Consider the following 22,115-nt stretch of genomic DNA (forward strand, 5'->3'; position numbering starts at 1 on the left):
CGGCATCACCCGGATCCAGCGCAAGCAGCCGAGGTGGGCTCCGCGGCCTCTGTGGGTGCCGGCGAGAGCACGGGGACGGACCAGCTTCCCCACCGGCGCGCCCGTGATCGCGGACGTCCGGTGCCTGCTGTGTACCGAACCCCGCTCAACATGACGGGACGTCAGCAAGCGGGCGTCAGTCGACTACGCCGAGTCCTGAACGAAGCGGGCGCGGTAGTACGCGACTTCCGGTTCGCGCTTCATCCAGATGTTGCCGGTGGGGGTCTCCGTTGTTGCGTTGCCGGACCATCCGGTTGGTTTCCGCTGCGCTCTTCGAGATGCACGACGAATGGATCGCCTTACCGCACGGCCACCTCCCCGAAGGTGATATGGGTGATATCTGCCGTAAGCTCTCTTTTGGTTCGTCCGCACTGCCCAACGCACCGAAATGCAGCCCCCAGTTGATCCCCAACAGCACGGCGAGGGACACTACCTGGCGGATGCGTGTTCCCGGCCGAGTGGCACTCGCTCGGTATCCTCCCGTGCAGGTCGTCGGAGGCCATTTACCCAAGGATTGCTGGGCAGTTGACCTCAGGGTTTCGTGATAGCGTCCTTGTTCGGAGGGACAATGCAACCTGAAAGGGAAATCGTGAACACGGAGAAGATCGCCGCTCGCCGCCTCTCGCTGGAAGAGGTGGCGAAGCTCGGCGTGAAAGACAGGATCTTCATTTCCGCCGACACGGCAGAACTCAAGCTTCCCGACTGCTATGTCCCTGCTTTTCTGACCAAGTCCGGTGAGGATTTCGAGGGCGGTTCGATCACGGCGAGAACCGTATTCCAGGAAGAGGTCTCCTGCCTTCCCGACGACGAGAATGCAGCCGGAATCTACTTGGCCGACGAGAACGGTTCGGCGACCATCGAGGTCCTCCAGTCCGCCGGGGTCGTGCTGGACCTGGCGCTTTTCGTTCCTAGTGGGGACAAGGGGGCCCTCACGGCCCTTTACGCTGCAGCCCGGCAAGCCTTCGGCGCCGACGTCGTGCAGATCTGGCGCCAGGGCCTCAAGGAGGTTCCCGACGTGAAGGTCGACATCTTCGAGGAGCAGATTCCCCGGGGGCGCAAGGGGAGCGACAGCCCCAAGCGTGACCGTCGCGCGGTCGACACCTACCCCACGCGTGCGGACTTCATCGAGTTCTCCGCGGGGTGGAAGCCGGTTGTTGAGATTCACAGGCCGGTTGTTGACGACACCCCGACCATCTGAGGCGGCGTTACCTCTCGTTCTCGGCCTGAGAGAACGCCGAGAACGCATGCGCCGGCCCCGGTCGACCCCTGAGTGGACCCGGGGAGCCGTCGGAAAATAACTCACGGACGCCGAAGCGCCGTTCCACTCGATGACCTCGCGAGACAGCCCGCCTGACCAAGATCAAATCCTGAAGTTACTTCTGTGACGGCCCTCAGGGCTTCGGCGTAGTCGAGTGAGGTCCACTTCGGCTCAGGCGAGGCCGAGGAGTGTTGAGGGGTCGGCGGGCGTCACGCGCATTGCGGCGACGGCCGGAGGCGATGTTCTTCGCGCCGTTCATTCGCAGGGCGCCGACCGCGAGGTTGCGCCAGGTCGCCATGGCGCGGGGTGCGCTGTCGGTCCGCCACCACGCACGCGGTCAGGTCGAGGACGGTGGCCAGCGCGTGCCCCACTCCTCGCAGCCGGATGATCTGCTATCAGCCCGACCGCCCGGCCCAGCCGCTCATCCATGCCGCTGCCCGGACGACGCTGAGGAACTGCTGACCGCGCGGGTTTTGTCCCGGGCGGCGGGCAGGAGGGCCACTCCCTGAGAGATCTGGTGCAGGGCGGGGCCGGTTTCTCCGAGGTCGATGAGGCAGCGCCTGGAGTCGACGGCGAGGTCTGCCGGGCTCATCCCAGCAGGCCAACCACGGTCTCGTCGTAGCTGTCCAGGAGCTGGGCGCTGTGCTGGCGGTCGACGGTGGCCATGCCCGTGAGGTGCCCAACGCTGGACTCCAGCCAGGTCACGAACCCCCGGGCGACCGGCCGGCCGTCGGCGGCTGACGCGGCAAGGGCAGGATCGAGGTGCGGGGGTGCGCGGGAGGGAGCCGGGGTGCGGGGCGAACTGGGCGGCGAGTTCGCCGAGGTAGCGGCCCAGGGCATCGGCCTGCGCGAGGACAGTATCGGCCGGGTCCGGCAGCGTGGTGTCCGTGGCGCTCTGGCACAGCCGGTCGGCGTGTTCGCGCAGCGTCCGACGGGCGTGATCGGCTCGGATCATGCCCGCGTACGCCGCGGCGTGCTGGGACCGGGGGCAGCTTTGGATGAGCGTGTGCAGGTGAGATCTGAGAGCGCGGAGCTTGTGAGTGAGATGTCGGCGCGCGCCCTGCAACGCCGCTTGTCCGGGTTGGAGGACACCGGGCTCTCGCCACGAGCGTGGCACCGCGTCCGTACCGGCGGGTCAGGGTGAGCTGCGACGAGCCGGGGCACGCAGATGGTCCGCGTTGTCTCCACGATGAGGCTCTGACCTGCGCGTACCTCTCTTCGGGTGCGGTCGGCGGCCAGGTTCCGGCGGCTCTTCCTGACCCGGGCGTCAGGACGGGGTCAGGAGGGGCGGTAGCGTGGCCGGGTGAGTGAGAAGACCCTGCAACACCGGATCGACGGACCCGACGACGCCCCCGTACTCGTACTGGGCGCCGCTCTGGGTACCACATGGCACATGTGGGACCGGCAGATCCCCGAGCTGACCCGCCACTGGCGTGTGATCCGTTTCGACCTTCCCGGACACGGCGGCTCGCCCGCCCACGCGGCGGCCTCCATCGCGGAGCTGGCCGACCGGCTGATCGCCACCCTCGACGCCCTGGGTGTGGACCGCTTCGGCTATGCCGGCTGCAACATCGGCGGAGCCATCGGCATCCAGCTGGCGCTCACCCGCCCGCACCAGGTCACCTCGCTCGCCCTGGTGTCCACCTCGCCGCGGTACGGCACCGCCGACGCCTGGCGTCAGCGCGGTGTGGTCATCCGCACGAACGGGCTGGAACCGATCGCCCGCACCGCGCCCGAGCACTGGTTCACCCAGGGCTTCGCCGGTGCCCAGCCCGCGATCGTCGAATGGGCCGTCCAGATGGTGCGGACCACCGACCCCGGCTGTTACATCGCCGCCTGCGAGGCGCTGGCGTCCTTCGACGTACGGTCCTCCCTCGGCCGGATCGGCGTCCCCACCCTCGCCGTGGTCGGCTCCGAGGACCAGGTCACCCCGACCACCGACGCCCGCACCCTCGTCGCCGGAATACCCGACGCGAGCCTGGCGCTGGTGCCCGGCACCTCCCACCTCGCGCCCGTCGAGCAGCCCTCGGCCGTCACCGAACTCCTCATCCGGCATTTCTCCACCGCCTGGCACGACAAGCCCGGCCCCGGTGGACAGACCGCCATCGGCGCCTCGGCCCCCAAGCCGCAGATCGCGCCCCCGCCGCCCCCGATGGCGCCGCCCGCCGCCATAGAGTCCGGCCTCGCCCAGCCGGCACAGGCCCGCGGCGCCACCTACGAAGCGGGCATCAAGGTCCGCCGTGAGGTCCTGGGCGACGCCCATGTCGACCGGGTCGAGGCCGCCGCCGACGACTTCACCGGCGACTTCCACGACTTCATCACCCGCTACGCCTGGGGCGAGACCTGGACCAGACCGGGCCTGGACCGGCGTACCCGCAGCGTCATCACGCTCACCGCGCTGGTCGCCCGCGGCCACCACGACGAGCTGGCGCTGCACACCCGCGCGGCCCTGCGCAACGGCCTCACCCCCACGGAGATCAAGGAAGTCCTGCTGCACACCGCCGTCTACTGCGGTGTCCCGGCAGCGAACTCCGCCTTCGCGGTCGCCCAGCGGGTGATACGGGAGGAGACGACGCCCGAGTCCTGAGGGCCGGGGAGCACACGGCCCGCGAGGAGCGCGCCCAGGGTGAGGGGCGCGCTCGGGAGACATGTGCACGGGAAGGGCGCGCCCCTCGTGCCCGCAGCCGGTGGCGGGAGCGCACGCACGCGGCCCGTCACGGCAAGATGGGCCCATGGAACTCACCAAGAAGACCCACGCCTGTGTCCGGCTGGAGAAGGACGGGCGGACGCTCGTCATCGACCCCGGTGTCTTCAGCGAGGAGGACGCGGCCGTCGGCGCGGACGCGATCCTGGTCACCCATGAGCACATGGACCACTTCAACGAGGACCGGCTGCGCGCGGGCATGGAGGCCAACCCGGCTGCCGAGATCTGGACCCTGTCCAGCGTCGCCGACCCGCTCGCCGGAGCCTTCCCCGGCCGGGTGCACACGGTCGGCGACGGGGACACCTTCACCGCCGCCGGCTTCGAGGTGGAGGTGCACGGCCAGCTGCACGCCGTCATCCACCCCGACATCCCGCGCATCACCAACGTCGGCTTCCTGATCGACGGCGGCACGGTCTTCCACCCGGGCGACGCCCTCACCGTCCCGGAGGGCCGTACGGTCGACACCCTGCTGCTGCCCGTCCACGCCCCCTGGAACAAGGTCGCCGAGATCATCGACTATGTGCGCGAGGTCGCGCCGCGACGGGCCATCGACATCCACGACAGCCTGCTGCAGGACCACGCCCGCCCGATCTACGACTCCATGATCGACAAGCTGGGTGGCGGGGCCGAGCACGGCCGGCTCACCCCGGGGCACCGGACCGCCCTCGGCTGAGGACCGGCTGTCAGTGCCGCGCGGTAGGTTTACCGGCATGCGCATCGCGACCTGGAACGTCAATTCGATCACCGCCCGCCTCCCGAGGCTGCTGGCCTGGCTGGAGCGCACCGGCACGGACGTGCTGTGCCTCCAGGAGACCAAGTGCAGCGCCGAGCAGTTCCCGTACGACGAGCTGCGCGCGCTCGGCTATGAAGCCGCGGTCAACGCCGACGGCAGGTGGAACGGCGTGGCCCTGCTGTCCAAGGTGGGGCTCGACGACGTGGTCAAGGGCCTGCCCGGCGGCCCCGACTACGACGGGGTGCAGGAGCCGCGGGCCGTCTCGGCGACCTGCGGCCCGGCCCGGGTGTGGTCGGTGTACGTCCCCAACGGCCGCGAGGTCGGTCATGCGCACTACACCTACAAGCTCGGCTGGTTCGAGGCGCTGAAGACGGCCGTCGCCGAGGACGCGGCGGGCTCCCGTCCGTTCGCGGTCCTCGGCGACTACAACGTCGCACCGAGCGACGAGGACGTCTGGGACCCGGCCGTCTTCGAGGGCGCCACCCATGTCACGCCCGCCGAGCGCGCCGCCCTGACCGCCCTGCGCGAGGCCGGCCTGTCGGACGTCGTGCCGCGCCCCCTCAAGTACGACCGGCCCTACACCTACTGGGACTACCGCCAGCTCGCCTTCCCCAAGAACCGCGGGATGCGCATCGACCTCGTCTACGGCAACGGGCCGTTCGCCAAGGCCGTGTCGGACGCGTATGTGGACCGCGAGGAGCGCAAGGGCAAGGGCGCCTCGGACCATGCCCCGGTCGTGGTGGACCTCGATGTCTAGGCGGGGGTGACGGCCCCGGCCGGGAGTCCTTCGCGGGCCGGCCGGGGCGGTGGACAGCAGGCACCGGGGCGGCCTCAGCTCCGTCCCGGCACCAGCGCCCGCAGGTCCACCGCGTTGCCGAGCGCCGCAAGGCCCGCGTCGCCGGGGTGCAGGTGGTCGCCGCTGTCGTAGACCGGCAGCAGCCGTGCGGGCCGCTGCGGATCGCGGAGTACGGCGTCGAAATCCAGCGCCGACTCGAAGACGGTGCCGCCGTGGCCGCGTACGAAGGCGTTGACGGCCTGGCGGCGGGCCTCCACGTCCGGGGTGCAGTCGGGGTAGCCCTCACAGGGCGCGATGGTCGCCACCACCACCCGCAGCCCCCGCGCGTGCGCCCGTCCCGCGAGAGCCCGCAGACCGGCGATGACCTCGTCGGCCGAGGTCCCCCAGCGCACATCGTTGATGCCCTCGAACACCACCACCGTCCGCGCCGAGGGCTGCGCCAGCACATCGCGCTCCAGCCGGTGCTGGGCGCTCACCCCGCCGGTGTCCGTGCTGACCCCGTCGCCCGGATAGCGGTCGGTGACGATCCGGTTCGCCGAGATGCCCTGGCCCAGCACGCCGTAGCGGGGCAGTGCGTGCTGCGCCTGGAAGCGGCGGGCCAGCACATCGGGCCAGCGCCGGTTGGTACCGCTCGTCGACTTCACCCCGTCGGTGATCGAGTCCCCCAGGGCCACGATCGAGCCGGGCCCGCCCGCGACATCGACGCCGGTCAGGAACGGCCAGAAGGTCATCGTTCCGGTGTAGGCAGCGCCCCCGGTGTCCGTGGTGCGGTCCCCGCTGCCCGTGGTGCTCAGATACGACTGCTGGGCCGCTTCCTGGTGCACCGGCGCCGCCGTCACCGTTCCCGGCAGATGGAGGCTCACCAGCAGATCGGTGCCGGCCGGAACGGTGAAGTCGACGGGATCGCTGAACGCCTCGGCCCCGGCCGGTATGCGGACGCCGGTGTGCCGCTTGCCGAACGTGAGCGGCACCGGTGTGCGCTTCGCCGCCGCCCCCGCGCCCCGCACCGCGATGCTGGCCGCCCCGATGTCCACCGGTGCGGCGGCGAAGGTGTTGGCGATCCGTATGCGCGCCCGCGGCCCGCCCGCACCGCTGTGCACCACCAGCCGCAGCGTACGGTCGGTCCAGGGCCCGACCGCCCGGTAGCCCGCCGTGCTCGCCGCCCAACTCCCGGTCCTGCCGCGCCCGGTGTCCCGTACGGACACCGCGAACACATGCAGCGCACCGGACGGCCCGGACGCCTCCGGCAGCACCACCGAGCCCACCTCCCGTCCCGCTCGCAGCGGCACCGTCACCGCATACAGCCGTGCCGTCGCGGACAGCTGGCCGCCCGGAGCATTCAGGTGCGGCAGCGTCACCGCCTTGGTGGCCGCCGGTCCCGACCGCCAGTCGGGGGCGGTGAGTTCATAGGTGCTGCGCGACCCGTCCCGGTAGCGCACGGTCCCGGTGCCGGTGGCCGTACCGCCGGTCCCGGCAACCAGGAAGGTCAGCGCCTCGCCCCGGCCGCGCACCGCCACCGGCTGGCCGTCCGCGAGGACGTTGTCCGGCGTCCCGGGCGCGGTGCGCGGCAGTGCGAGCCGGGCCCCGTCGAGCGTCAGGGCGCTCCCGGGCGACCAGCCGGCCGCCGCCAGGTCCTGGGCGGACAGCGAACGGCCCGACCCGTCGAAATCGGCCGCCCCGGGCCGGGAGTTGTCACTGACCGCCCGGTTGTCGAAGAGCCTGGCCAGGGGCAGCGGGCCGGGCGGTGCTCCGGCCCGCGACGGGTGTGCCGCGACGGCCCTCGCGGTTTCGGCGGCGGTGACCGGCGGTGCGGTCGCGGTGAGCAGCAGGACCAGGGCGGTGCCCCATCGTCGTACACGCATCGGTCCGTATCCCTCCGTGGGCGCGGGCGGGCAGGCATGAGCGGGTGTTCCAGGCCGGTCCTGCGAGAGGCGGGGGCTCCTGGGGGCCGGTCAGATCCGATCCGAGCGCCATGAAGGTAGGGAGCTGCGGGGGAAGCGTCAAGGTGACGAACGGGGCAGGGGTGCGCCGCGCGCCTGTGGCCGCGACCACAGGGCGGGTGGGACCCTGCAGACCATGAACATGTCTTTTCTGGACAAGTGGCGCAAGCGGCGGCATGCGCACCGGTCCGTGCCGCTCGCGGAGTCGGTGCGGGCCGATCCCGAAAGCGTCGTCGAGCTGCTGTCCGAGTGCGAACTGCTGCGGGCCCAGGCCGCCACGGAGGGCGTGGAACTGGACGACTCCGCACGGTCGTTGGAGGCGCTGGACCAGCTGCGGCCGGTCTGGCGGGACGACCCGGAGGTGCTGCCCTGGCTCGGCAACGACGCCGGTCTCTACCTCGGCACGGTCGTGGTCCGCACGGTACCCGGTGCCACCTGGCACGTCCGGCCGGACGGGCAGCCGGTGGTCCGGCTGGAGTCCGGGCGGGAGATCGACGTGGTGGCCATGGGCCATGGGTGGGCCGACATCGGCGCGCCGGAGCTGTCGCAGGTATACGCCGAGGTCTCGGAGAGCTGACCTCCTCCGCCCGGGATGCCGCGGCAACGGCCCGCGCCGGCCCCGCGCCGCACCTCGCGCCGGGTTCCTCCGTCACCCTGATTCACCCGCCCATCTCTCCGCATACGTGCGTGTCAAGGGAGAAGCGCCCTATTCGCCCCGGTAGGTTGCGAGTTCTCCGCTGTACGGATGAGAGTGGGCAGGTCTGCATATGGCCGGTGATGCGCTGATTGAACTGCGCGGGGTCAACAAGCACTACGGAAAACTGCATGTCCTGCGGGACATCGACCTCACCGTCGGCCGCGGCGAGGTGGTCGTGGTCATCGGGCCCTCCGGGTCCGGGAAGTCCACCCTGTGCCGGGCCATCAACCGCCTGGAGACCGTCGAGTCGGGCACCATCGAGCTGGACGGCCGGCCGCTGCCCGAAGAGGGCCGCGCACTGGCCCAGTTGCGGGCCGAGGTCGGCATGGTCTTCCAGTCCTTCAACCTCTTCGCCCACAAGACGGTGCTGGACAATGTGATGCTGGCGCCGATAAAGGTCCGGAAGAAAAAGAAGGACGAGGCCGCGCGGCGCGCCCGTGACCTCCTGGACCGGGTGGGGCTCGCCTCCCAGGCCGAAAAGTATCCGGCGCAGCTCTCCGGCGGCCAGCAGCAGCGCGTCGCCATCGCCCGCGCACTGGCCATGGACCCCAAGGCGCTGCTCTTCGACGAACCGACCTCCGCCCTCGACCCGGAGATGATCAACGAGGTGCTGGAGGTCATGCGGCAGCTCGCCCGGGACGGCATGACGATGGTCGTGGTCACCCATGAGATGGGCTTCGCCCGCTCCGCCGCCAACCGTGTGGTGTTCATGGACGACGGCCGCATCGTCGAGGACCGCACCCCCGAGGACTTCTTCACCGCGCCGCGCAGCGAACGGGCGAAGGACTTCCTCTCCAAGATCCTCAAGCACTGAACGGGAGTGCCGTGATGCCGCACAGCCACTCCTCGCCCCTGCGCCGTGCCCTCGTGGGCTGCGTGCTCGTCGTGTTCGCCGTGCTCGCGCTGGCCCTCGCCGGCTGCGGCCGGGAAGGAAGCCCGCCGGTCAAGGGCCCCAAGGGCAGCGAGCTGCCGCACTACCCGGTCGCCAAGAACTTCTCGCTGCCCGCCTCCCCGACCTGGGTACGGGCCAAGCGCCGCGGCCACCTCATCATCGGTGTCAAGGAGGACCAGCCCTACCTCGGCGAGAGGGACCCGGCCACCGGCCAGTACACCGGCTTCGACATCGAGATCGCCAAGATGATGTCCGCCGCCCTCGGCTTCCCGCCGCACACCATCCAGTTCCAGACGATCGCCTCCGCCAACCGTGAGACGGCCCTGCAGAACGGCCAGATCGACCTCTACGTCGGCACGTACACCATCAACGCCAAGCGCAAGAAGCTGGTGGGCTTCGCCGGCCCGTACTACATGGCCGGCCAGTCACTGCTGGTGCGCACCGACGAGCACGACATCAAGGGGCCGCAGGACCTGGCCGGCAAACGGGTCTGCTCGGCGGCCGGCTCGACCCCCTTCCAGCGCATCCAGACCGACTACCCCAAGGCCGTACTGGTCGCCTACGACACCTACTCGGTGTGCGTCGACAACCTGCTCACCTACCAGGTCGCCGCGGTCACCACGGACGACGCGATCCTGCTGGGCTACGCGGCCAAGGCGCGCGACGAGCTGAAGGTGGTCGGCAAGCCGTTCTCCCTGGAGCCGTACGGCATCGGCGTGCCCCGCGGCGACAACGCGCTGCGGTTCGCGCTCGACGACGCCCTCGCCGCGAACGAGAAGAACGGCAACTGGAAGAAGGCGTACGAGGCGACCCTCGGCCTCTCCGGAGTGCCCGCCCCCAAGCCGCCCCCGATCGACCGCTACCCGGCGGCCTGAGCCGCCAAGGACTGATCGATGAACGTTCTCCTCGACAACCTCTCCCTCTACGGGAAGGGCCTGCTGGGCACCGTCGAACTCACCGTCTTCGCCTCGCTGCTCGCGCTCGTCCTCGGTTTCCTGATGGCCGCGTTCCGGGTGGCGCCGGTCGGCTCCCTGCGGGCCTTCGGCACGGCCTGGGTGACGGTGCTGCGCAACACGCCGCTGACGCTGCTGTTCTTCGCGGTGGTGCTGGGCCTGCCACGCTTCGGCTTCGTCCTGCCCTTCAACCTCTTCGCCATCCTCGCACTGGGCTGCTACACCTCCGCCTTCATCTGCGAGGCGGTGCGCTCCGGCATCAACACCGTGCCCGTGGGGCAGGGCGAGGCGGCCCGCAGCCTGGGGATGACCTTCCCGCAGACGCTGGGCGGGATCGTCCTCCCGCAGGCCTTCCGCTCCGTCATCCCGCCCATCGGCTCCACCCTGATCGCGCTCGCCAAGAACTCCGCGATCGCCGGCGCCTTCAGCGTCACCGAACTGCTGGGGGTCTACAAGCCGCTCAGCGAGATGGGGTACGGCATCATCTGGACCTTCGTCTGGATCGCCGTCGGCTATCTGATCGTGACCCTGACCATCAGCGCGATCTTCAACGTGCTGGAGAAGCGCTTCGGAGTCGCCCGATGACCACCGCCCTCTACGACGTCCCGGGCCCGCGGACCAGGCAGCGCCACCGGCTCTACGGCCTGGTCTCCACGGTGCTGATCCTCGCCCTGCTCGGCTGGATCCTCTACCTCCTCTTCGCCACCGGCCAGTTCACCGCGGCGAAGTGGACTCCCTTCACCTACAAGGGAATTCAGGAGCTCCTGCTGCGGGGCCTCGGCAACACCCTGAAGGCCTTCGCCCTCGCGGCGGTGCTGTCGCTGGCACTGGGCGGGGTGCTGGCGACCGGCAGGCTCTCCGTGCACCGGATCGTGCGCTGGCTGTGCACGCTGCTGGTGGAGTTCTTCCGCGCCATGCCCGTACTCGTCATGATCTTCTTCATCTATGTGGCGCTGAAGGCGGAGCCGCTGGTCGCCCTGGTCTCCGGACTGACGCTCTACAACGGCTCGGTGCTCGCCGAGGTCTTCCGTAGCGGTGTCCACTCCGTCGACCGAGGACAGCGGGAGGCCGCCTACGCACTGGGCATGCACAAGACGCAGGTCATGACGCAGGTCCTGGTGCCGCAGGCGGTCCGGGCGATGCTCCCGGCGATCATCAGCCAGCTGGTGGTCGCCCTGAAGGACACCTCGCTCGGCTACCTCATCACCTACGAGGAGTTCCTGCACGCGGGCAAGCTGATCGCCTCCAACCTCGACTACGACCTGCCGTTCATCCCCGTCGTCATGATCATCTCGCCGATCTACATCGGGATGTGCATGCTGCTGTCCTGGCTGGCCCACTGGGTCTCCCGGCGCCAGCGGCGCAACCCCAAGGTGGAGGCCACCGAGGTGGCCGCCCCGGAGCCGGGCACCTTGCTGCCGGGGGGCCGGCGACCGCGGGGGTGAGCCGCCGGGGGCAGGTGCCGGGGGACCGCTAATCGCGCACGGGCACCGACACATACGACGGATCGTTCGCCGGGGAGGAGAACGTCAGCCGGGCGCCGCTCGGGTTGTGCTCGTTGTACAGCGGGTCGACGGTGTCCACGACCAGCGCGAGACGGTGGCCGGCCGGGACGTCGTAGGCCGTGGAGAACAGATCCAGGTCGACGCCGAAGGGCTGGTTCGGTGTCTTGTCGTGGAAGGTGTACGGCGCGTGGGTGACCAGCTTGCCGATGCCGAGCGGGCCCACGTCGTAGAGGTAGGCGATGGCGGTGCCGCTCTCCGCGGTGCTGGTCAGGGTGGTGTGCAGCCGAGTGGTTCCCCTGACCCGCTGCCCGGTGTCGTAGCGCTCGGACTGCCAGACGGCGGCCAGGGAGCGTGGCAGCAGCGGGATCGAGGCCATCGGGGGCAGCCGGAGGAACTGGTCCAGCATGCTGGAGAGGATGACCAGCCCGCCGTTGGCGCCGGAGTCCCAGTTGGTGTGGAGCTGCTTGCTGCCGCCCAGCTCGATCCGGCGCTGCGCGGACGGGACGTCCTTCCAGCTCTTGTAGCCCTCGTACGCGCCGGTGGAACGGGACTTGAGCAGCACCGGCGACTCCCGGTCGATGCCGTTGTCCGCGCCCTTGAGGTAGTGGTCGAACCACCGCTGGGTGTCGGTCCAGGTGTCGTTGGGCAGCCCGAACAGGCCGAGCCCTTCGGCCGTGGCGTGATCACCGGGACGGAATTCGAGCCGCTTGGGGCCGGTCAGCTTCTCGTAGAAGTCGGCGGTCTGGTTGGGCGGGAAGATGGAATCGCCCCAGGCGTTGCCCAGCATGACGGCGGTGCCGTTGGCGTTGATCCTGTCGAGGTAGGTGGCGGGGGAGCGCTTGCGGCCCCACGCGATCAGGTCCTTCTCCTTGTCCAGGTTCGAGGCGAGGAAGTCCTTCATGATGGTGCGGAATTCGGGGCTGGGGCGTCCGGTCAGCTCGCCCGTGCCGCCCAGGAACGACGCGGCCTGCCGGTGCTCCGTGCGGCCGCTGTAGATCGAGCCGACGAGATCGCCCCAGCCGCTGAGCGCCGCAACCGCCTTGATCCGCTTGTCGAACGCGGAGGCCAGCAGGCTGATCCCGGCACCGTAGGAGACCCCGCCCATCCCGACCTTCCGCGGATCGGCCGGCGTGTGGGCCAGTGTCCAGTCGATGACCTTCGAGGCGTCGGCGACGTCCTTCGGCCCGGCCGTATCGATCTCTCCGCCGGACTGCCAGAAGCCGCGTGAGTTGTATCCGACGACGACATAGCCCGCCTCGGCCAGCTTCTTGGCCTGTGCCATGTACTCGATCTGCGGCATCGACCAACTGGTGGGCAGCACGATGACGGGGTAGCGCCGGGTGCCGTCGGCGCCGGCCGGAGTGAAGACGTTCGCCTTGAGGGTGGTGCCGCCGTCGCCCTGGATGTCGACGAACCGCACGGAGGGGGTGCCCGACGCCGCTGCCGTGGGAGCGGATTGCGGCGTTGCCGCCTCGGCGGTGGCCGGCGCGCCGGCGAGGACCGTGGTGGCCAGCACTGCCGCGGAGACGGTGCTGATCGCGGCGCGCAGTGTCGTACGGGAGGGCCTCATCGTCTGCTCCAGATCTCGATGCGGGCCGGCCGCACGCTGTCCGAGTGAGACAGGTGGGGCGCACGGTGACCCGATTTTGACTGGAGAGTAAGGTCCACTCCTTACCTGAGGTAACCCATCGGTAGGTTACGGGTGGGTAACGCCCTTGTGGTCAGGGGGAGTCGGGGCCAAGGGCGCGGCCGCGGCGGTGCTCAGCCTTGCGGTGCGGTCGTTGCCGTGGTCGTTGTCGCGGACTTCGGCAGTGAGTTGAGGAATTCGTGCAGTGCCGCGTTGAAGGTGTGCGGCTGCTCCAGGTTCGGCATGTGGGCGGCCCGTTCGATGAGCGTCAGACGGGAATCCGGGATGCGTTCGTGGAGGTGGCGGGCGTCGCTCACCGGGGTGTAGGTGTCCTCGGTGCCGACCACCACCAGGGTCGGCACCGTGATGCGGGGCAGCAGTTCGGTGTAGTCGGGGCGTTCGGCCCGGCCGCGCAGGGCGGCGGCCGCGCCTTCGGGGCGTGTGGTGGTCATCATCTCCAGGACGTGCGCGGCGACGTCCGGCCGGGCGGCGATGGTGGCCGGGGAGACCATCTTGTCCAGCACCTCGTGCGCGTAGTCGGTCATGCCCTCGCGGAGCAGCCGCTCCGCCATGTCGTACCGCGCGGTCCTGCCGTCCGGGGTCTCCGCCGCCGCGAAGGTGTCGGCGAGCAGCAGGGCGCTGATCCGTTCCGGGAAGAGCCGGTAGCACTCCATGACGATCTGGCCTCCCATGGAGAGGCCGCCGAGGGCGCAGCGCTCGATCCCGAGGTGGTCGAGCAGGCCGACGAGGTCCCGGGCGAACGTCGCCAGGAGGGTCTTGCCGGGGGCCGCGGTGGTACCGGTGGTCATCGTGCTGTCCCCGTAGCCCCGGAGGTCCGGGGCGATCACCCGATGGCCGGCCCGGCTGAAGTACTCGGTCTGCGGGCGCCACATCGAACGGTTGAAGGGGTGTCCGTGTACGAGCACCAGCGGCTCGCCGCTGCCCTCGTCCTCGTACCCGACGGTGATCTCCCGGCGAAAGACCGATCCCATGGAAGGCGTCTCCTCTGCTGTGGCTTGACTCCTCGATGCTATAGAGGGCAATCTCTCGGCACAATGTAAATAATGTACTCGGTGCAATGTGGAAGTGATCGATGGACGACTATCGCGTGATCGCCGATGAGCTCGCGGCCGACATCGCCGCCGGCCGGCTCCGCCCCGGGGACCGGCTGCTGCCGCTGCGCAGGTTCGCCAGGAACCGGCGCATCGCCAGCTCCACGGCGGCCCGGGTGTACCGGGAATTGAGCCGACGCGGTCTGACGGTGGGGGAGGTCGGGCGCGGTACTTTCGTGCGCACCGCCGCGCCCGCGGCCGAGCCCGCCCTGGCCGAGCCGGGCGGGGCCAGGGTCGACCTGGAGATGAACTTCCCCGTCCTGCCGCACCACCCCGCGCTCCTGGCCAAGAGCCTGGAGCATCTGGTGCGTCCCGACGCGCTGGCCGACGCGCTCCGCCCGGTGGGCGCCGCCGGCACGGCCGTGGCCCGCCGGACCGCGGCCGCTCACCTCGCCCGCGCGGACTGGGCACCGGACCCCGGGCAGCTGCTCTTCGCGGGCAACGGCCGGCAGGCGGTGGCCGCGGCGGTCGCCGCACTGGTCCCGGCCGGCGAACGTCTCGGCGTCGAAGCGCTCACCTACCCCGTCGTCAAGGGCATCGCGGCCCGCCTCGGCGTCACGCTCGTCCCGCTCGCCATGGACGAGCACGGCCTGACCCCCGAAGCGCTGCGGGCCGCCGCTCCGCTGCGCGCCGTCTACGTCCAGCCGGCCCTGCACAATCCGCTCGGCACCACCATGCCCGGCCCGCGCCGTGTGGAACTCGCCGCCGCTGTGCGGGAGTTGGGCATCCATGTCATCGAGGACGCCATTTACGGCTTCCTCCGCGACGACCTGCCGCCGCTCGCGGCCCTCGCGCCGGAGCGCACCGTGGTCGTCGACAGCCTGTCCAAGCGGCTCGCGCCCGGCCTGTCGCTGGGGTTCCTCACGGTGCCCACGGGCACCACCCAGGACTTCGCGACCGCCCTGAGGTCGGGGACCTGGGCGGCCTCCCGCTTCGCACTCGACGCCGCCACCCGCTGGATGGCCGACGGCACCGCGGCGGCCGTCGAGGAGGAGAAGCGCAGCGATGCCGCCGCGCGCCAGCGGATCGTTGCCGACAGGCTCGCCGGCTTCCGGGTCCGGGCCGACCCGCGGGCGTATCACTGCTGGTGGGAGCTGCCGGACCCCTGGCGGGCCGATACCTTCGTCGCCGCCGCTGCCCGCCGCGGCATCGCGGTCACCCCGTCCGGGGCGTTCGCCGTCGGTCCGGGCCGTGCCCCGGGCGCCGTACGCCTGGCCCTCGCCTCGCCGCCCGTCGACACGCTGGCCGGGGCGCTCGATGTGCTGGCCGGGCTGGCGCGGGGGATGCCGGAGGACAGCGCGCCGGAGTGAGGGAGGGGCGCGGTTCACCGCCGGCGCGGTGCAACGCGCCCCGGTGCGGGGATCGCCGCGGGGCCGTGCAGGTGGCCGGTCCAGGGGCCCGGTTCCGGTGCCTGGTGCGAGTGCCCGGTCAGGTGCCGCTCATCAGCTCCGAGAGTCCGGTGCGCCATTCGGCGGCGTTCATCACCGGCCGCAGCGAGACCTTCGCGTTCAGGTCCATGAAGAAGGATTCGAGGAGAGTCGGCATCTGCGAGGACTCCCTCATGTCGAAGTAGAAGAAGGCGGTGCGCTCGCCGTCGTCGAGGGTGAAGTAGGCGGCCTCCGGCTGCAGAGCGGCGAAGGCCGACTCCATGATCTTCGACAACTGGCCGCTCTGGATCAGTTCGTTGCCGGTCCGGGTAGGTATCCGGGCCGTCAGGACCATCCTCATCGGGCTCACTCCTCGCTGGAGTGTGTGGATCGTGGGGTAGGGGGTGGGAATGGTGGTGCGGAGGGGCAAGGGGAGGGGATCGTTCTCTGTTTTCAGGGTCTCACGCTCCGGGGGCCGGGGCCCGGTCCGGCGGCCGGGAGCCGGCGAGCCGTCGGGGCCGCCCGGAAGCCGGCCGGGACCGCTTCAGAAGCTGTGCGGCGCAGGGTCGGGGCGGCCGCTGGGCGGGACCTCCTCGGCCGGCGGTACCGGGCCGGGCGGGGTGCCGTCGCCGAACGGCCGTCCGCCCAACTCGTCGCGGTGGTGCGGGGTCAGCCAGCCGGAGAGGTCCGGCCCGAGCGGGACGATGCCGGCCGGGTTGATGCCCGTGTGCACCCGGTAGTAGTGCTGCTTGATGTGGTGGAAGTCGACGGTGTCGCCGAAGCCGGGGGTCTGGTAGAGGTCCTTGGCGTAGGCCCACAGCACCGGGTCCTCGGCCAGCTTGAACCGGTTGCACTTGAAGTGCCCGTGGTAGACGGCGTCGAAGCGGACCAGCGTGGTGAACAGCCGGATGTCGGCCTCCGTGAGGGTGTCGCCCACGAGGTAGCGCCGGTCCGCCAGCCGCTCGGACAGCAGGTCCAGGCGCCGGAACAGATCGTGGAAGGCGGCCTCGTAATCGCTCTGCCCGGTGGCGAAACCGGCCCGGTACACCCCGTTGTTGACGTCCCGGTAGATGCCCGCCATGACCACGTCGATCTCCTCGCGCAGCGGCTCGGGGTAGAGATCGGGTGCGCCGGGCCGGTGCAGCGCCTGCCACTCCGTCGCGAAGTCCAGGGTGATTTGCTGGTAGTCGTTGGTGACGAGCTGCCCGCTGGGTACGTCCACGATGGCGGGGACGCTGACGCCGCCCGGGTAGTCCTTCTCACGGGCGTCGTAGGCCTCGCTGAGGAAGCGGATGCCGAGGACGGGGTCGCGGCCGTCCGGCTCCAGGGTGAAGCGCCAGCTGCGGTCGTCCTGGATCGGGTCGGTGAGGGCGAGCGAGATCGCGTCCTCCAGACCGAGCAGCCGTCGGGAGATGACGGCGCGGCTCGCCCAGGGGCAGGCGCGGCTGACCACCAGGCGGTAGCGGCCGGCCTCGACCGGCCAGCCGTCGCGGCCGTCCGCCGTGATGCGGTCGGCGAAGTGGCTCTTGGAGCGCTTGAAGGGCTTCTTGCCGTAGGCGGTGTTGCCCTCGGTGGTGGCGGGCGGGGTGCCGTCCGAGGCGCTGTCCGTGGCGCCGCCGGTATGACTGCCCGCGTTGCTGCCCGCGCCGTTGGCCGCGTCGCTGCCTGCCTCGCTTCCTGTGGTGCCGTCGGTGGTGCTCTTGGTGGGGCGGTTCATCACCGGCTCCTTCCGTCTGCCGTGGTGCGGAGTCCTCTGGGCGAGCCTTCCCGGCGCGGCGCCGGTATCCCCGTACTCAGCCGAGGTGGGTGAGATCGGGTCGCAGCCGGTGCCAGATCGGATGCCGCAGCCGGCCGGCCGAGGTCCAGCCGCTCAGCGTGATCTCGGCGACGAGCCGGGGCTCGGCCCAGTGCGCGCCCGGTGTGTCCACGGGGTTGATGAACGGGGAGTGGTCGAGCGGGATCACTCCCAGGTATTGCGCCAACTCCTGGCGCTCCCGGCCGGACAGCCCCGAGCCGACGGAGCCGACGTACCGCAGCCCCGCGGGTTCGGCGATACCCGCCAGGACGGAACCGGGCAGGCCGGCCAGCCCGCCATGGCCTTCGGTCCAGCCCCCGATGATCACATCGAGGGTCAGCAGATGCTTCGTCTTGCGCCACTCGGGTGACCGGACGCCCGGCAGATACGCGGAGGTCAGCCGCTTCGCCACCACACCTTCGAGGCCGCCCTGCAGCGAGGCCTCCCAGGCCTGCTGCCCATGGCCCTCCACATACTCGGGCGCCGACCAGTTCGGGCCGCGCAGGCGCAGCGCGGACAGCAGCCGGCGACGCTCGTAGTACGGCGAACCGAGCAGCGATCCGTCCAGGTACATGAGGTCGAAGAGGACGAGCTGTACGGGGTACTCCATGGCGAGCCGGGCCGTGCGGCGCGGGTTCACCACGCCCATCCGGCGCTGCAACAACCCGAAATCCGGCCGCCCGCGCGCGTCCAGCACCACCACCTCACCGTCGAGCACCGCGGACCGGCCCCGCAGCTGTTCGCCCAGCGGCCCCAGTTCCGGGTAGGTGGTGGTCGCGTCGTTGCCCGCCCGGGTGATCAGCCGGATGGTGCCGTCGCCGGGGGTGTTGACGATGCAGCGCGCACCGTCCCATTTGGCCTCGAACGCCCAGGCCGCCTCCTCGTGCTCGGCGGGCAACGGGCCGACCGTGGCCAGCATCGGCCGGATCACGGGGTACGAAGCCGAGCCGGGCTCGGCGAACGGGGCCATATGTCGATGATCGTCGGATCCGGGGGCGCGCGCAGATCGGGTGGGGCCGGGCGGTCGGTCCGTTCGGCCAGGTGGCCAGGCGGGGAAGCGGCCAAGCGGTCAGCCGGTCAGGCCGAACCGGCCGTGGGGAGCTGTTCCTCGCCCTCCGTCCGTACATGCGGCAGGATCCGGTCCAGCCACCGCGGCGTCCACCAGGCCGCCCGGCCCAGCAGCGTCATCACCGCGGGGACCAGCAGCAAGCGGACCACGGTGGCGTCGATCAGTACGCTCACGGCCAGGCCGAGGCCCAGCATCTTCACCACGACGTTGTCGCTGACGATGAAGGCCGCGAACACGCTCACCATGATCAGCGCGGCACAGGTGATCACCCGGGCGGTGATCTCCAGCGCGTGCGCCACGCTCGCCTTCGCATCACAGGTGCGCAGCCATGCCTCGTGCACCCGTGCCAGCAGGAAGATCTCGTAGTCCATGCTCAGCCCGAAGACGATCGCGAACATCATCATCGGCACATAGCTCTCGATCGGCACCCTGCCCGAGACCCCGAGCGCCGGGCCGCCCCAGCCCCACTGGAAGACCGCCACCACCACCCCGTACGAGGCGGCGATCGACAGCACGTTGAGCACCGCCGCCTTCAGGGCGACCAGCACCCCGCGGAAGACGATCAGGATGATGAGGAAGGCGAGGGCGACGACCACGGCGATGATCAGCGGGAGCCGGCCGGCGACGAGGTCGAGGAAGTCCACCTGGCCGGCGGTCGTGCCCGTCACATAGCTCTGCGCATCGGTTCCCCGCACGGCCTGCGGCAGGAGGTCGTGCTCGAAGCGGTTGACCAGGTCCGTGGTGTCCGCGTTCTGCGGGGCCCGGGCGGAGTACGCGGTACCGGTCAGCACTGCGCCGTCGGAAGTGGCCTTCAGCGGGGTGACGAAGGCGGCGCCCGGCACCTTGGTGAGCACCTTGCGTGCCTGCGCCGCCAGCATCGGACGGTCCGCCTGCGGCACGGCGGACTGGTCGATGACGAGGGTCAGCGGGCCGTTGGAGGCCGGTCCGAACGCCGAGGACATCAGGTCGTAGGCGCGCCGGTCGGTGAAGGACTTCGGGTCGGCGCCGTCGCCGATATGACCCAGCTGGATCGAGAAGACCGGCAGGGCCAGCACGACGACGATGAGCACCCCGCCCGCCAGGTACCACCAGGGGCGGCGCTCCACCCGCTGCGCGTAGCGGTGCCAGGTGCCGCGGGCCTCCTCGCCCGGTGCGGCGTCCGTCTCGGCGATGGGCCGGCGGACGCGGAGCCGGTCGATGCGGCGGCCGGTCAGCCCGAGCAGCGCCGGTACCAGGGTGAGCGCGCCGAGCACCGCGGAGACCACGGTGATGGCGGCCGCCACCCCCAGTTTGCCGATGAAGGAGAGGCCCGAGACCCAGAGCCCCATCAGCGCGATGATCACCGTGCAGCCGGACACCAGGACCGCCCGGCCGCTGGTGGCCACGGCCTTGCCCGCACCGGTGACCGGGTCCGTGCCGTCCATGAGGTTCTGCCGGTGCCGGGTGATCAGGAAGAGTGCGTAGTCGATGCCGACACCGAGGCCGATCATGGTGGCCAGGGTGGGGGAGACGGTGGCGAAGACGAAGACGGCGGCGAGCAGTCCCAGGCACGCCAGTCCGCAGAAGACACCGACCAGCGCGGTCAGCAGCGGCACCCCGGCCGCCAGCACGCTGCCGAAGCCGACCAGCAGCACCAGGATCGCCACGGCGAAGCCGATCACCTCGCTGACCAGGTCATTGGGCGCGGGCCTGGCCAGCTCGCCCAGCGGCCCGCCGTACTCCACGTCCACGCCGGCGGAGCGCAGCGGCCGCACCGCCGCGTCGACACCGCTCAGATAGCCCGGGGCGAGGGTGGACGGCTGCACGCTGAACCGCACGGTGAGGTACGCGGTGTGGCCATCGGTGGAGAGCGGCCCGACGTTCGGTGTGCCGGGCGGCGGTGTGGCAGGAGGGGCGCCGGGCGGGGGCAGCGGGTTCTGCACGGAGAGCACCTTCGGCAGCTTGCCCAGCGCGGTGACGGCACTGTCGATCCGGCTGCGGAAGGCGGTGAGGGGGTGAGCCGTGTCGTGCAGGACGACCTGGCTGCTGTAGCCACCGGCCTTCGGCTCGTGCTGCTGCAGCACCTCGCGGCCCTGGGTGGACTGGACGCCGGGCAGCGAGAAGTTGTCGGAGTAGTCACCGCCGTACGCGCGCTGCAGCACCTGGAGTCCGGCCAGGGCGACCAGCCACAGCACGATGACGAGGACGCAGTGCCGGGCACACCACTCGCCGGTGCGGCGCAGCGCCCCCTTGGAGCGGCGGGCGCCCGGCGCGGCGGGAGCGCTCGGGGTCTTCGGCAACGACATGCGTGCTCCCGGTGCGGGCCGGCGCTCCTGGCACAGGCGGACACCCAGCATTCAACTGCGGCCCCGCCGCCGCGGCATGCCCACAGGGGGGAGACGGGTGCCGTCCGAACGAGTGCGACAGCCCGTACTCGTCCCCGTCGCTCAGTTCCCGTCCCGCTGTCCCCGTCCCCGTGTCCCTTGCGGCTCCCTACGATTCCTTATGCACGTGGGTGACATGGCACGAGGTAAGGACTGAGCTGTTGATGAACCATTCCTGGTCGTTTGCTGAGGGGTCGCGCTCGCGTTGCGGTGGTGCCGGTGTGAGCCGTCCGCGCGCCGGAGCGGAGGGGGTCCGATGAGCCGGGCGGTGCTGGTGACCGGGGCTTCGCGGGGGATCGGCCGGGCGGTTGCCGAGATCTTCGCCGCGCACGGCGACCGGGTCGCCCTGCATTACGCGTCGCGGCGGGCGGCGGCGCAGGAGGCGTTCGAGGGGCTGGCGGGGAGCGGGCATGTGCTGGTGCAGGGGGATGTGAGCACGCCGGAGGGGGCGGCGGCGATCGTCGAGGCGGCCGTGGACGGGCTGGGCGGCGTCGATGTGCTCGTCAACAACGCGGCCGCGAACCGGGCGCATCCACTGGACCGTTCGTCGTTCGACGACTGGCGGAGCGCCTGGCGGCAGATCGTGGACGTGAACCTGCTGGGGGCGGCGGACGTCACCTACCACGCGGCGCGGAGCATGATCGAGCGGGAGGTGGAGGGACGGATCGTCAGTATCGGGTCGCGCGGGGCGTTCCGCGGTGAGCCGGATCATCCGGCCTACGGCGCGTCCAAGGCGGCGCTGCACGCGATGGGGCAGTCGCTGGCCGTCCATCTGGCGCCGTACGGGATCGGCGTGGCATCCGTGGCCCCTGGTTTCGTCGCCACCGAGCGGGTCGCGGACCGCCTCACGGAGGACGTCCGGCAGCAGAGCCCGTTCGGCCGGGTCGCCACGCCGCAGGAGGTGGCGTCCGCCGTCCACTATCTCGCGTCACCGGAGGCGGTCTGGACCTCCGGGACGGTGCTCGACGTCAACGGGGCGTCGTATCTGCGCTGAGCTCCGCCTCGGCATCGGGACGACGGGGCGGGGCAAGGGGACGGGACAAAGAGGAAGCCCCGGCCGAACGGGGGAATTCGGCCGGGGCGGCTTGTGGGGGCGCGGGCGGTGACGGCGGTGGCCTGCGGGCCTGCTGCCGTGCGGCGGTGGGCCGGCTTCCCTGGGGGAGGGCCCTCGGACGTCGTCGTGCCGGCGCCCGCTTCCAATTGAACGATAAACCATAGGGTGAGTTTCCGGGGCATCGGGTGACCGCTCTCACCCGATGCCCGCC

The 22,115-nt window shown here is 70.9% G+C and carries 19 protein-coding genes; 11 read left to right on the plus strand and 8 right to left on the minus strand.

All coding sequences use genetic code 11. The features are described from left to right. Positions 1 to 628: 628 nt before the first annotated feature. Positions 629 to 1,237 (plus strand): hypothetical protein, encoded by a 609-nt coding sequence (locus tag ABZ851_RS16660; protein WP_361127531.1) that lies wholly within the window; start codon positions 629 to 631, stop codon positions 1,235 to 1,237. Positions 1,238 to 1,885: 648 nt separating this feature from the next. Here ABZ851_RS16660 and ABZ851_RS16665 read toward each other — a convergent pair. Beyond that, positions 1,886 to 2,137, minus strand: a complete 252-nt coding sequence (locus ABZ851_RS16665; RefSeq protein ID WP_361127534.1) for a hypothetical protein — start codon at positions 2,135 to 2,137, stop codon at positions 1,886 to 1,888. Positions 2,138 to 2,600: 463 nt separating this feature from the next. On the opposite strand from ABZ851_RS16665, the gene pcaC reads away from it, so the two are divergent. The 3 genes from pcaC (at position 2,601) to ABZ851_RS16680 (ending at position 5,491) form a co-directional block, all read left to right on the plus strand. After that, positions 2,601 to 3,884: a 4-carboxymuconolactone decarboxylase gene (pcaC, locus tag ABZ851_RS16670; protein ID WP_361127536.1), complete on the plus strand. Its 1,284-nt coding sequence runs from the start codon at positions 2,601 to 2,603 to the stop codon at positions 3,882 to 3,884. A gap of 145 nt (positions 3,885 to 4,029) precedes the next feature. Then, complete coding sequence (locus tag ABZ851_RS16675; RefSeq protein WP_361127539.1) at positions 4,030 to 4,674, plus strand: MBL fold metallo-hydrolase; 645 nt, start codon at positions 4,030 to 4,032, stop codon at positions 4,672 to 4,674. 37 nt (positions 4,675 to 4,711) lie between these two features. After that, the gene (locus ABZ851_RS16680) at positions 4,712 to 5,491 is read left to right on the plus strand and encodes an exodeoxyribonuclease III (protein ID WP_361127542.1); all 780 of its coding nucleotides are present in this window, start codon (positions 4,712 to 4,714) and stop codon (positions 5,489 to 5,491) included. Positions 5,492 to 5,565: 74 nt separating this feature from the next. On the opposite strand, the gene ABZ851_RS16685 is transcribed toward ABZ851_RS16680, so the two are convergent. Then, positions 5,566 to 7,392 (minus strand): SGNH/GDSL hydrolase family protein, encoded by a 1,827-nt coding sequence (locus ABZ851_RS16685; RefSeq protein ID WP_361127545.1) that lies wholly within the window; start codon positions 7,390 to 7,392, stop codon positions 5,566 to 5,568. Positions 7,393 to 7,606: 214 nt separating this feature from the next. Between ABZ851_RS16685 and ABZ851_RS16690 the strand changes: the two genes are divergently transcribed. From ABZ851_RS16690 to ABZ851_RS16710, 5 genes are all read left to right on the plus strand, one after another. Then, positions 7,607 to 8,047 (plus strand): DUF6278 family protein, encoded by a 441-nt coding sequence (locus tag ABZ851_RS16690; protein ID WP_361127548.1) that lies wholly within the window; start codon positions 7,607 to 7,609, stop codon positions 8,045 to 8,047. 190 nt (positions 8,048 to 8,237) lie between these two features. Next, positions 8,238 to 8,981 carry an amino acid ABC transporter ATP-binding protein gene (locus tag ABZ851_RS16695; protein WP_361127551.1) on the plus strand — a complete coding sequence of 248 codons (744 nt, stop codon included), beginning with the start codon at positions 8,238 to 8,240 and terminating at the stop codon, positions 8,979 to 8,981. Between the two features lie 14 nt (positions 8,982 to 8,995). Beyond that, on the plus strand, positions 8,996 to 9,934 hold the full coding sequence (locus ABZ851_RS16700; RefSeq protein ID WP_361127554.1) for a glutamate ABC transporter substrate-binding protein: 939 nt from the start codon (positions 8,996 to 8,998) through the stop codon (positions 9,932 to 9,934). 18 nt (positions 9,935 to 9,952) lie between these two features. Beyond that, a complete protein-coding gene (locus ABZ851_RS16705; RefSeq protein WP_336048062.1) occupies positions 9,953 to 10,597 on the plus strand; it encodes an amino acid ABC transporter permease in 645 nt (214 codons plus the stop codon). Next, positions 10,594 to 11,457 carry an amino acid ABC transporter permease gene (locus tag ABZ851_RS16710; RefSeq protein WP_361127558.1) on the plus strand — a complete coding sequence of 288 codons (864 nt, stop codon included), beginning with the start codon at positions 10,594 to 10,596 and terminating at the stop codon, positions 11,455 to 11,457. Before ABZ851_RS16705 ends, ABZ851_RS16710 begins: the two co-directional genes overlap by 4 nt. A 28-nt stretch (positions 11,458 to 11,485) precedes the next feature. Here the strand turns inward: ABZ851_RS16710 and ABZ851_RS16715 are convergent, their stop codons facing one another. Then, a complete protein-coding gene (locus ABZ851_RS16715) occupies positions 11,486 to 13,087 on the minus strand; it encodes an alpha/beta fold hydrolase (protein ID WP_361127561.1) in 1,602 nt (533 codons plus the stop codon). 191 nt (positions 13,088 to 13,278) lie between these two features. Beyond that, a complete protein-coding gene (locus ABZ851_RS16720) occupies positions 13,279 to 14,136 on the minus strand; it encodes an alpha/beta fold hydrolase (protein WP_361127564.1) in 858 nt (285 codons plus the stop codon). Between the two features lie 101 nt (positions 14,137 to 14,237). On the opposite strand from ABZ851_RS16720, the gene ABZ851_RS16725 reads away from it, so the two are divergent. Beyond that, positions 14,238 to 15,566: a PLP-dependent aminotransferase family protein gene (locus tag ABZ851_RS16725; RefSeq protein WP_361127567.1), complete on the plus strand. Its 1,329-nt coding sequence runs from the start codon at positions 14,238 to 14,240 to the stop codon at positions 15,564 to 15,566. 118 nt (positions 15,567 to 15,684) lie between these two features. On the opposite strand, the gene ABZ851_RS16730 is transcribed toward ABZ851_RS16725, so the two are convergent. From ABZ851_RS16730 to ABZ851_RS16745, 4 genes are all read right to left on the minus strand, one after another. Then, entirely contained in the window at positions 15,685 to 15,984 is a 300-nt protein-coding gene (locus ABZ851_RS16730) for a hypothetical protein (protein WP_176956349.1), read from the minus strand. Between the two features lie 183 nt (positions 15,985 to 16,167). After that, on the minus strand, positions 16,168 to 17,340 hold the full coding sequence (locus ABZ851_RS16735) for a glutathione S-transferase C-terminal domain-containing protein (protein ID WP_361127570.1): 1,173 nt from the start codon (positions 17,338 to 17,340) through the stop codon (positions 16,168 to 16,170). 76 nt (positions 17,341 to 17,416) lie between these two features. Next, positions 17,417 to 18,388 carry a non-homologous end-joining DNA ligase gene (ligD, locus tag ABZ851_RS16740; RefSeq protein ID WP_361127573.1) on the minus strand — a complete coding sequence of 324 codons (972 nt, stop codon included), beginning with the start codon at positions 18,386 to 18,388 and terminating at the stop codon, positions 17,417 to 17,419. A 107-nt stretch (positions 18,389 to 18,495) separates the two neighbouring features. Further along, positions 18,496 to 20,772, minus strand: a complete 2,277-nt coding sequence (locus ABZ851_RS16745) for an MMPL family transporter (RefSeq protein ID WP_361127576.1) — start codon at positions 20,770 to 20,772, stop codon at positions 18,496 to 18,498. A 334-nt stretch (positions 20,773 to 21,106) separates the two neighbouring features. Here ABZ851_RS16745 and ABZ851_RS16750 point away from each other — a divergent pair, with 334 nt between their 5' ends. Continuing rightward, positions 21,107 to 21,844: an SDR family oxidoreductase gene (locus ABZ851_RS16750; RefSeq protein WP_336048053.1), complete on the plus strand. Its 738-nt coding sequence runs from the start codon at positions 21,107 to 21,109 to the stop codon at positions 21,842 to 21,844. Positions 21,845 to 22,115 lie beyond the last annotated feature (271 nt).

The organism is Streptomyces sp. NPDC047049 (genome assembly GCF_040643995.1).
Classification (GTDB): domain Bacteria; phylum Actinomycetota; class Actinomycetes; order Streptomycetales; family Streptomycetaceae; genus Streptomyces; species Streptomyces mooreae.

What these genes read in the sequence shown, in the direction of transcription:
- ABZ851_RS16665 (WP_361127534.1), bottom strand. Translation starts at nt 2,137, where the DNA reads ATGCCCTGGGCCGCTACCTCGGCGAACTCGCCGCCCAGTTCGCCCCGC.
- ABZ851_RS16675 (WP_361127539.1), top strand. Translation starts at nt 4,030, where the DNA reads ATGGAACTCACCAAGAAGACCCACGCCTGTGTCCGGCTGGAGAAGGAC.
- ABZ851_RS16680 (WP_361127542.1), top strand. Translation starts at nt 4,712, where the DNA reads ATGCGCATCGCGACCTGGAACGTCAATTCGATCACCGCCCGCCTCCCG.
- ABZ851_RS16685 (WP_361127545.1), bottom strand. Translation starts at nt 7,392, where the DNA reads ATGCGTGTACGACGATGGGGCACCGCCCTGGTCCTGCTGCTCACCGCG.
- ABZ851_RS16690 (WP_361127548.1), top strand. Translation starts at nt 7,607, where the DNA reads ATGAACATGTCTTTTCTGGACAAGTGGCGCAAGCGGCGGCATGCGCAC.
- ABZ851_RS16695 (WP_361127551.1), top strand. Translation starts at nt 8,238, where the DNA reads ATGGCCGGTGATGCGCTGATTGAACTGCGCGGGGTCAACAAGCACTAC.
- ABZ851_RS16700 (WP_361127554.1), top strand. Translation starts at nt 8,996, where the DNA reads ATGCCGCACAGCCACTCCTCGCCCCTGCGCCGTGCCCTCGTGGGCTGC.
- ABZ851_RS16705 (WP_336048062.1), top strand. Translation starts at nt 9,953, where the DNA reads ATGAACGTTCTCCTCGACAACCTCTCCCTCTACGGGAAGGGCCTGCTG.
- ABZ851_RS16710 (WP_361127558.1), top strand. Translation starts at nt 10,594, where the DNA reads ATGACCACCGCCCTCTACGACGTCCCGGGCCCGCGGACCAGGCAGCGC.
- ABZ851_RS16715 (WP_361127561.1), bottom strand. Translation starts at nt 13,087, where the DNA reads ATGAGGCCCTCCCGTACGACACTGCGCGCCGCGATCAGCACCGTCTCC.
- ABZ851_RS16720 (WP_361127564.1), bottom strand. Translation starts at nt 14,136, where the DNA reads ATGGGATCGGTCTTTCGCCGGGAGATCACCGTCGGGTACGAGGACGAG.
- ABZ851_RS16725 (WP_361127567.1), top strand. Translation starts at nt 14,238, where the DNA reads ATGGACGACTATCGCGTGATCGCCGATGAGCTCGCGGCCGACATCGCC.
- ABZ851_RS16730 (WP_176956349.1), bottom strand. Translation starts at nt 15,984, where the DNA reads ATGAGGATGGTCCTGACGGCCCGGATACCTACCCGGACCGGCAACGAA.
- ABZ851_RS16735 (WP_361127570.1), bottom strand. Translation starts at nt 17,340, where the DNA reads ATGAACCGCCCCACCAAGAGCACCACCGACGGCACCACAGGAAGCGAG.
- ligD (WP_361127573.1), bottom strand. Translation starts at nt 18,388, where the DNA reads ATGGCCCCGTTCGCCGAGCCCGGCTCGGCTTCGTACCCCGTGATCCGG.
- ABZ851_RS16745 (WP_361127576.1), bottom strand. Translation starts at nt 20,772, where the DNA reads ATGTCGTTGCCGAAGACCCCGAGCGCTCCCGCCGCGCCGGGCGCCCGC.
- ABZ851_RS16750 (WP_336048053.1), top strand. Translation starts at nt 21,107, where the DNA reads ATGAGCCGGGCGGTGCTGGTGACCGGGGCTTCGCGGGGGATCGGCCGG.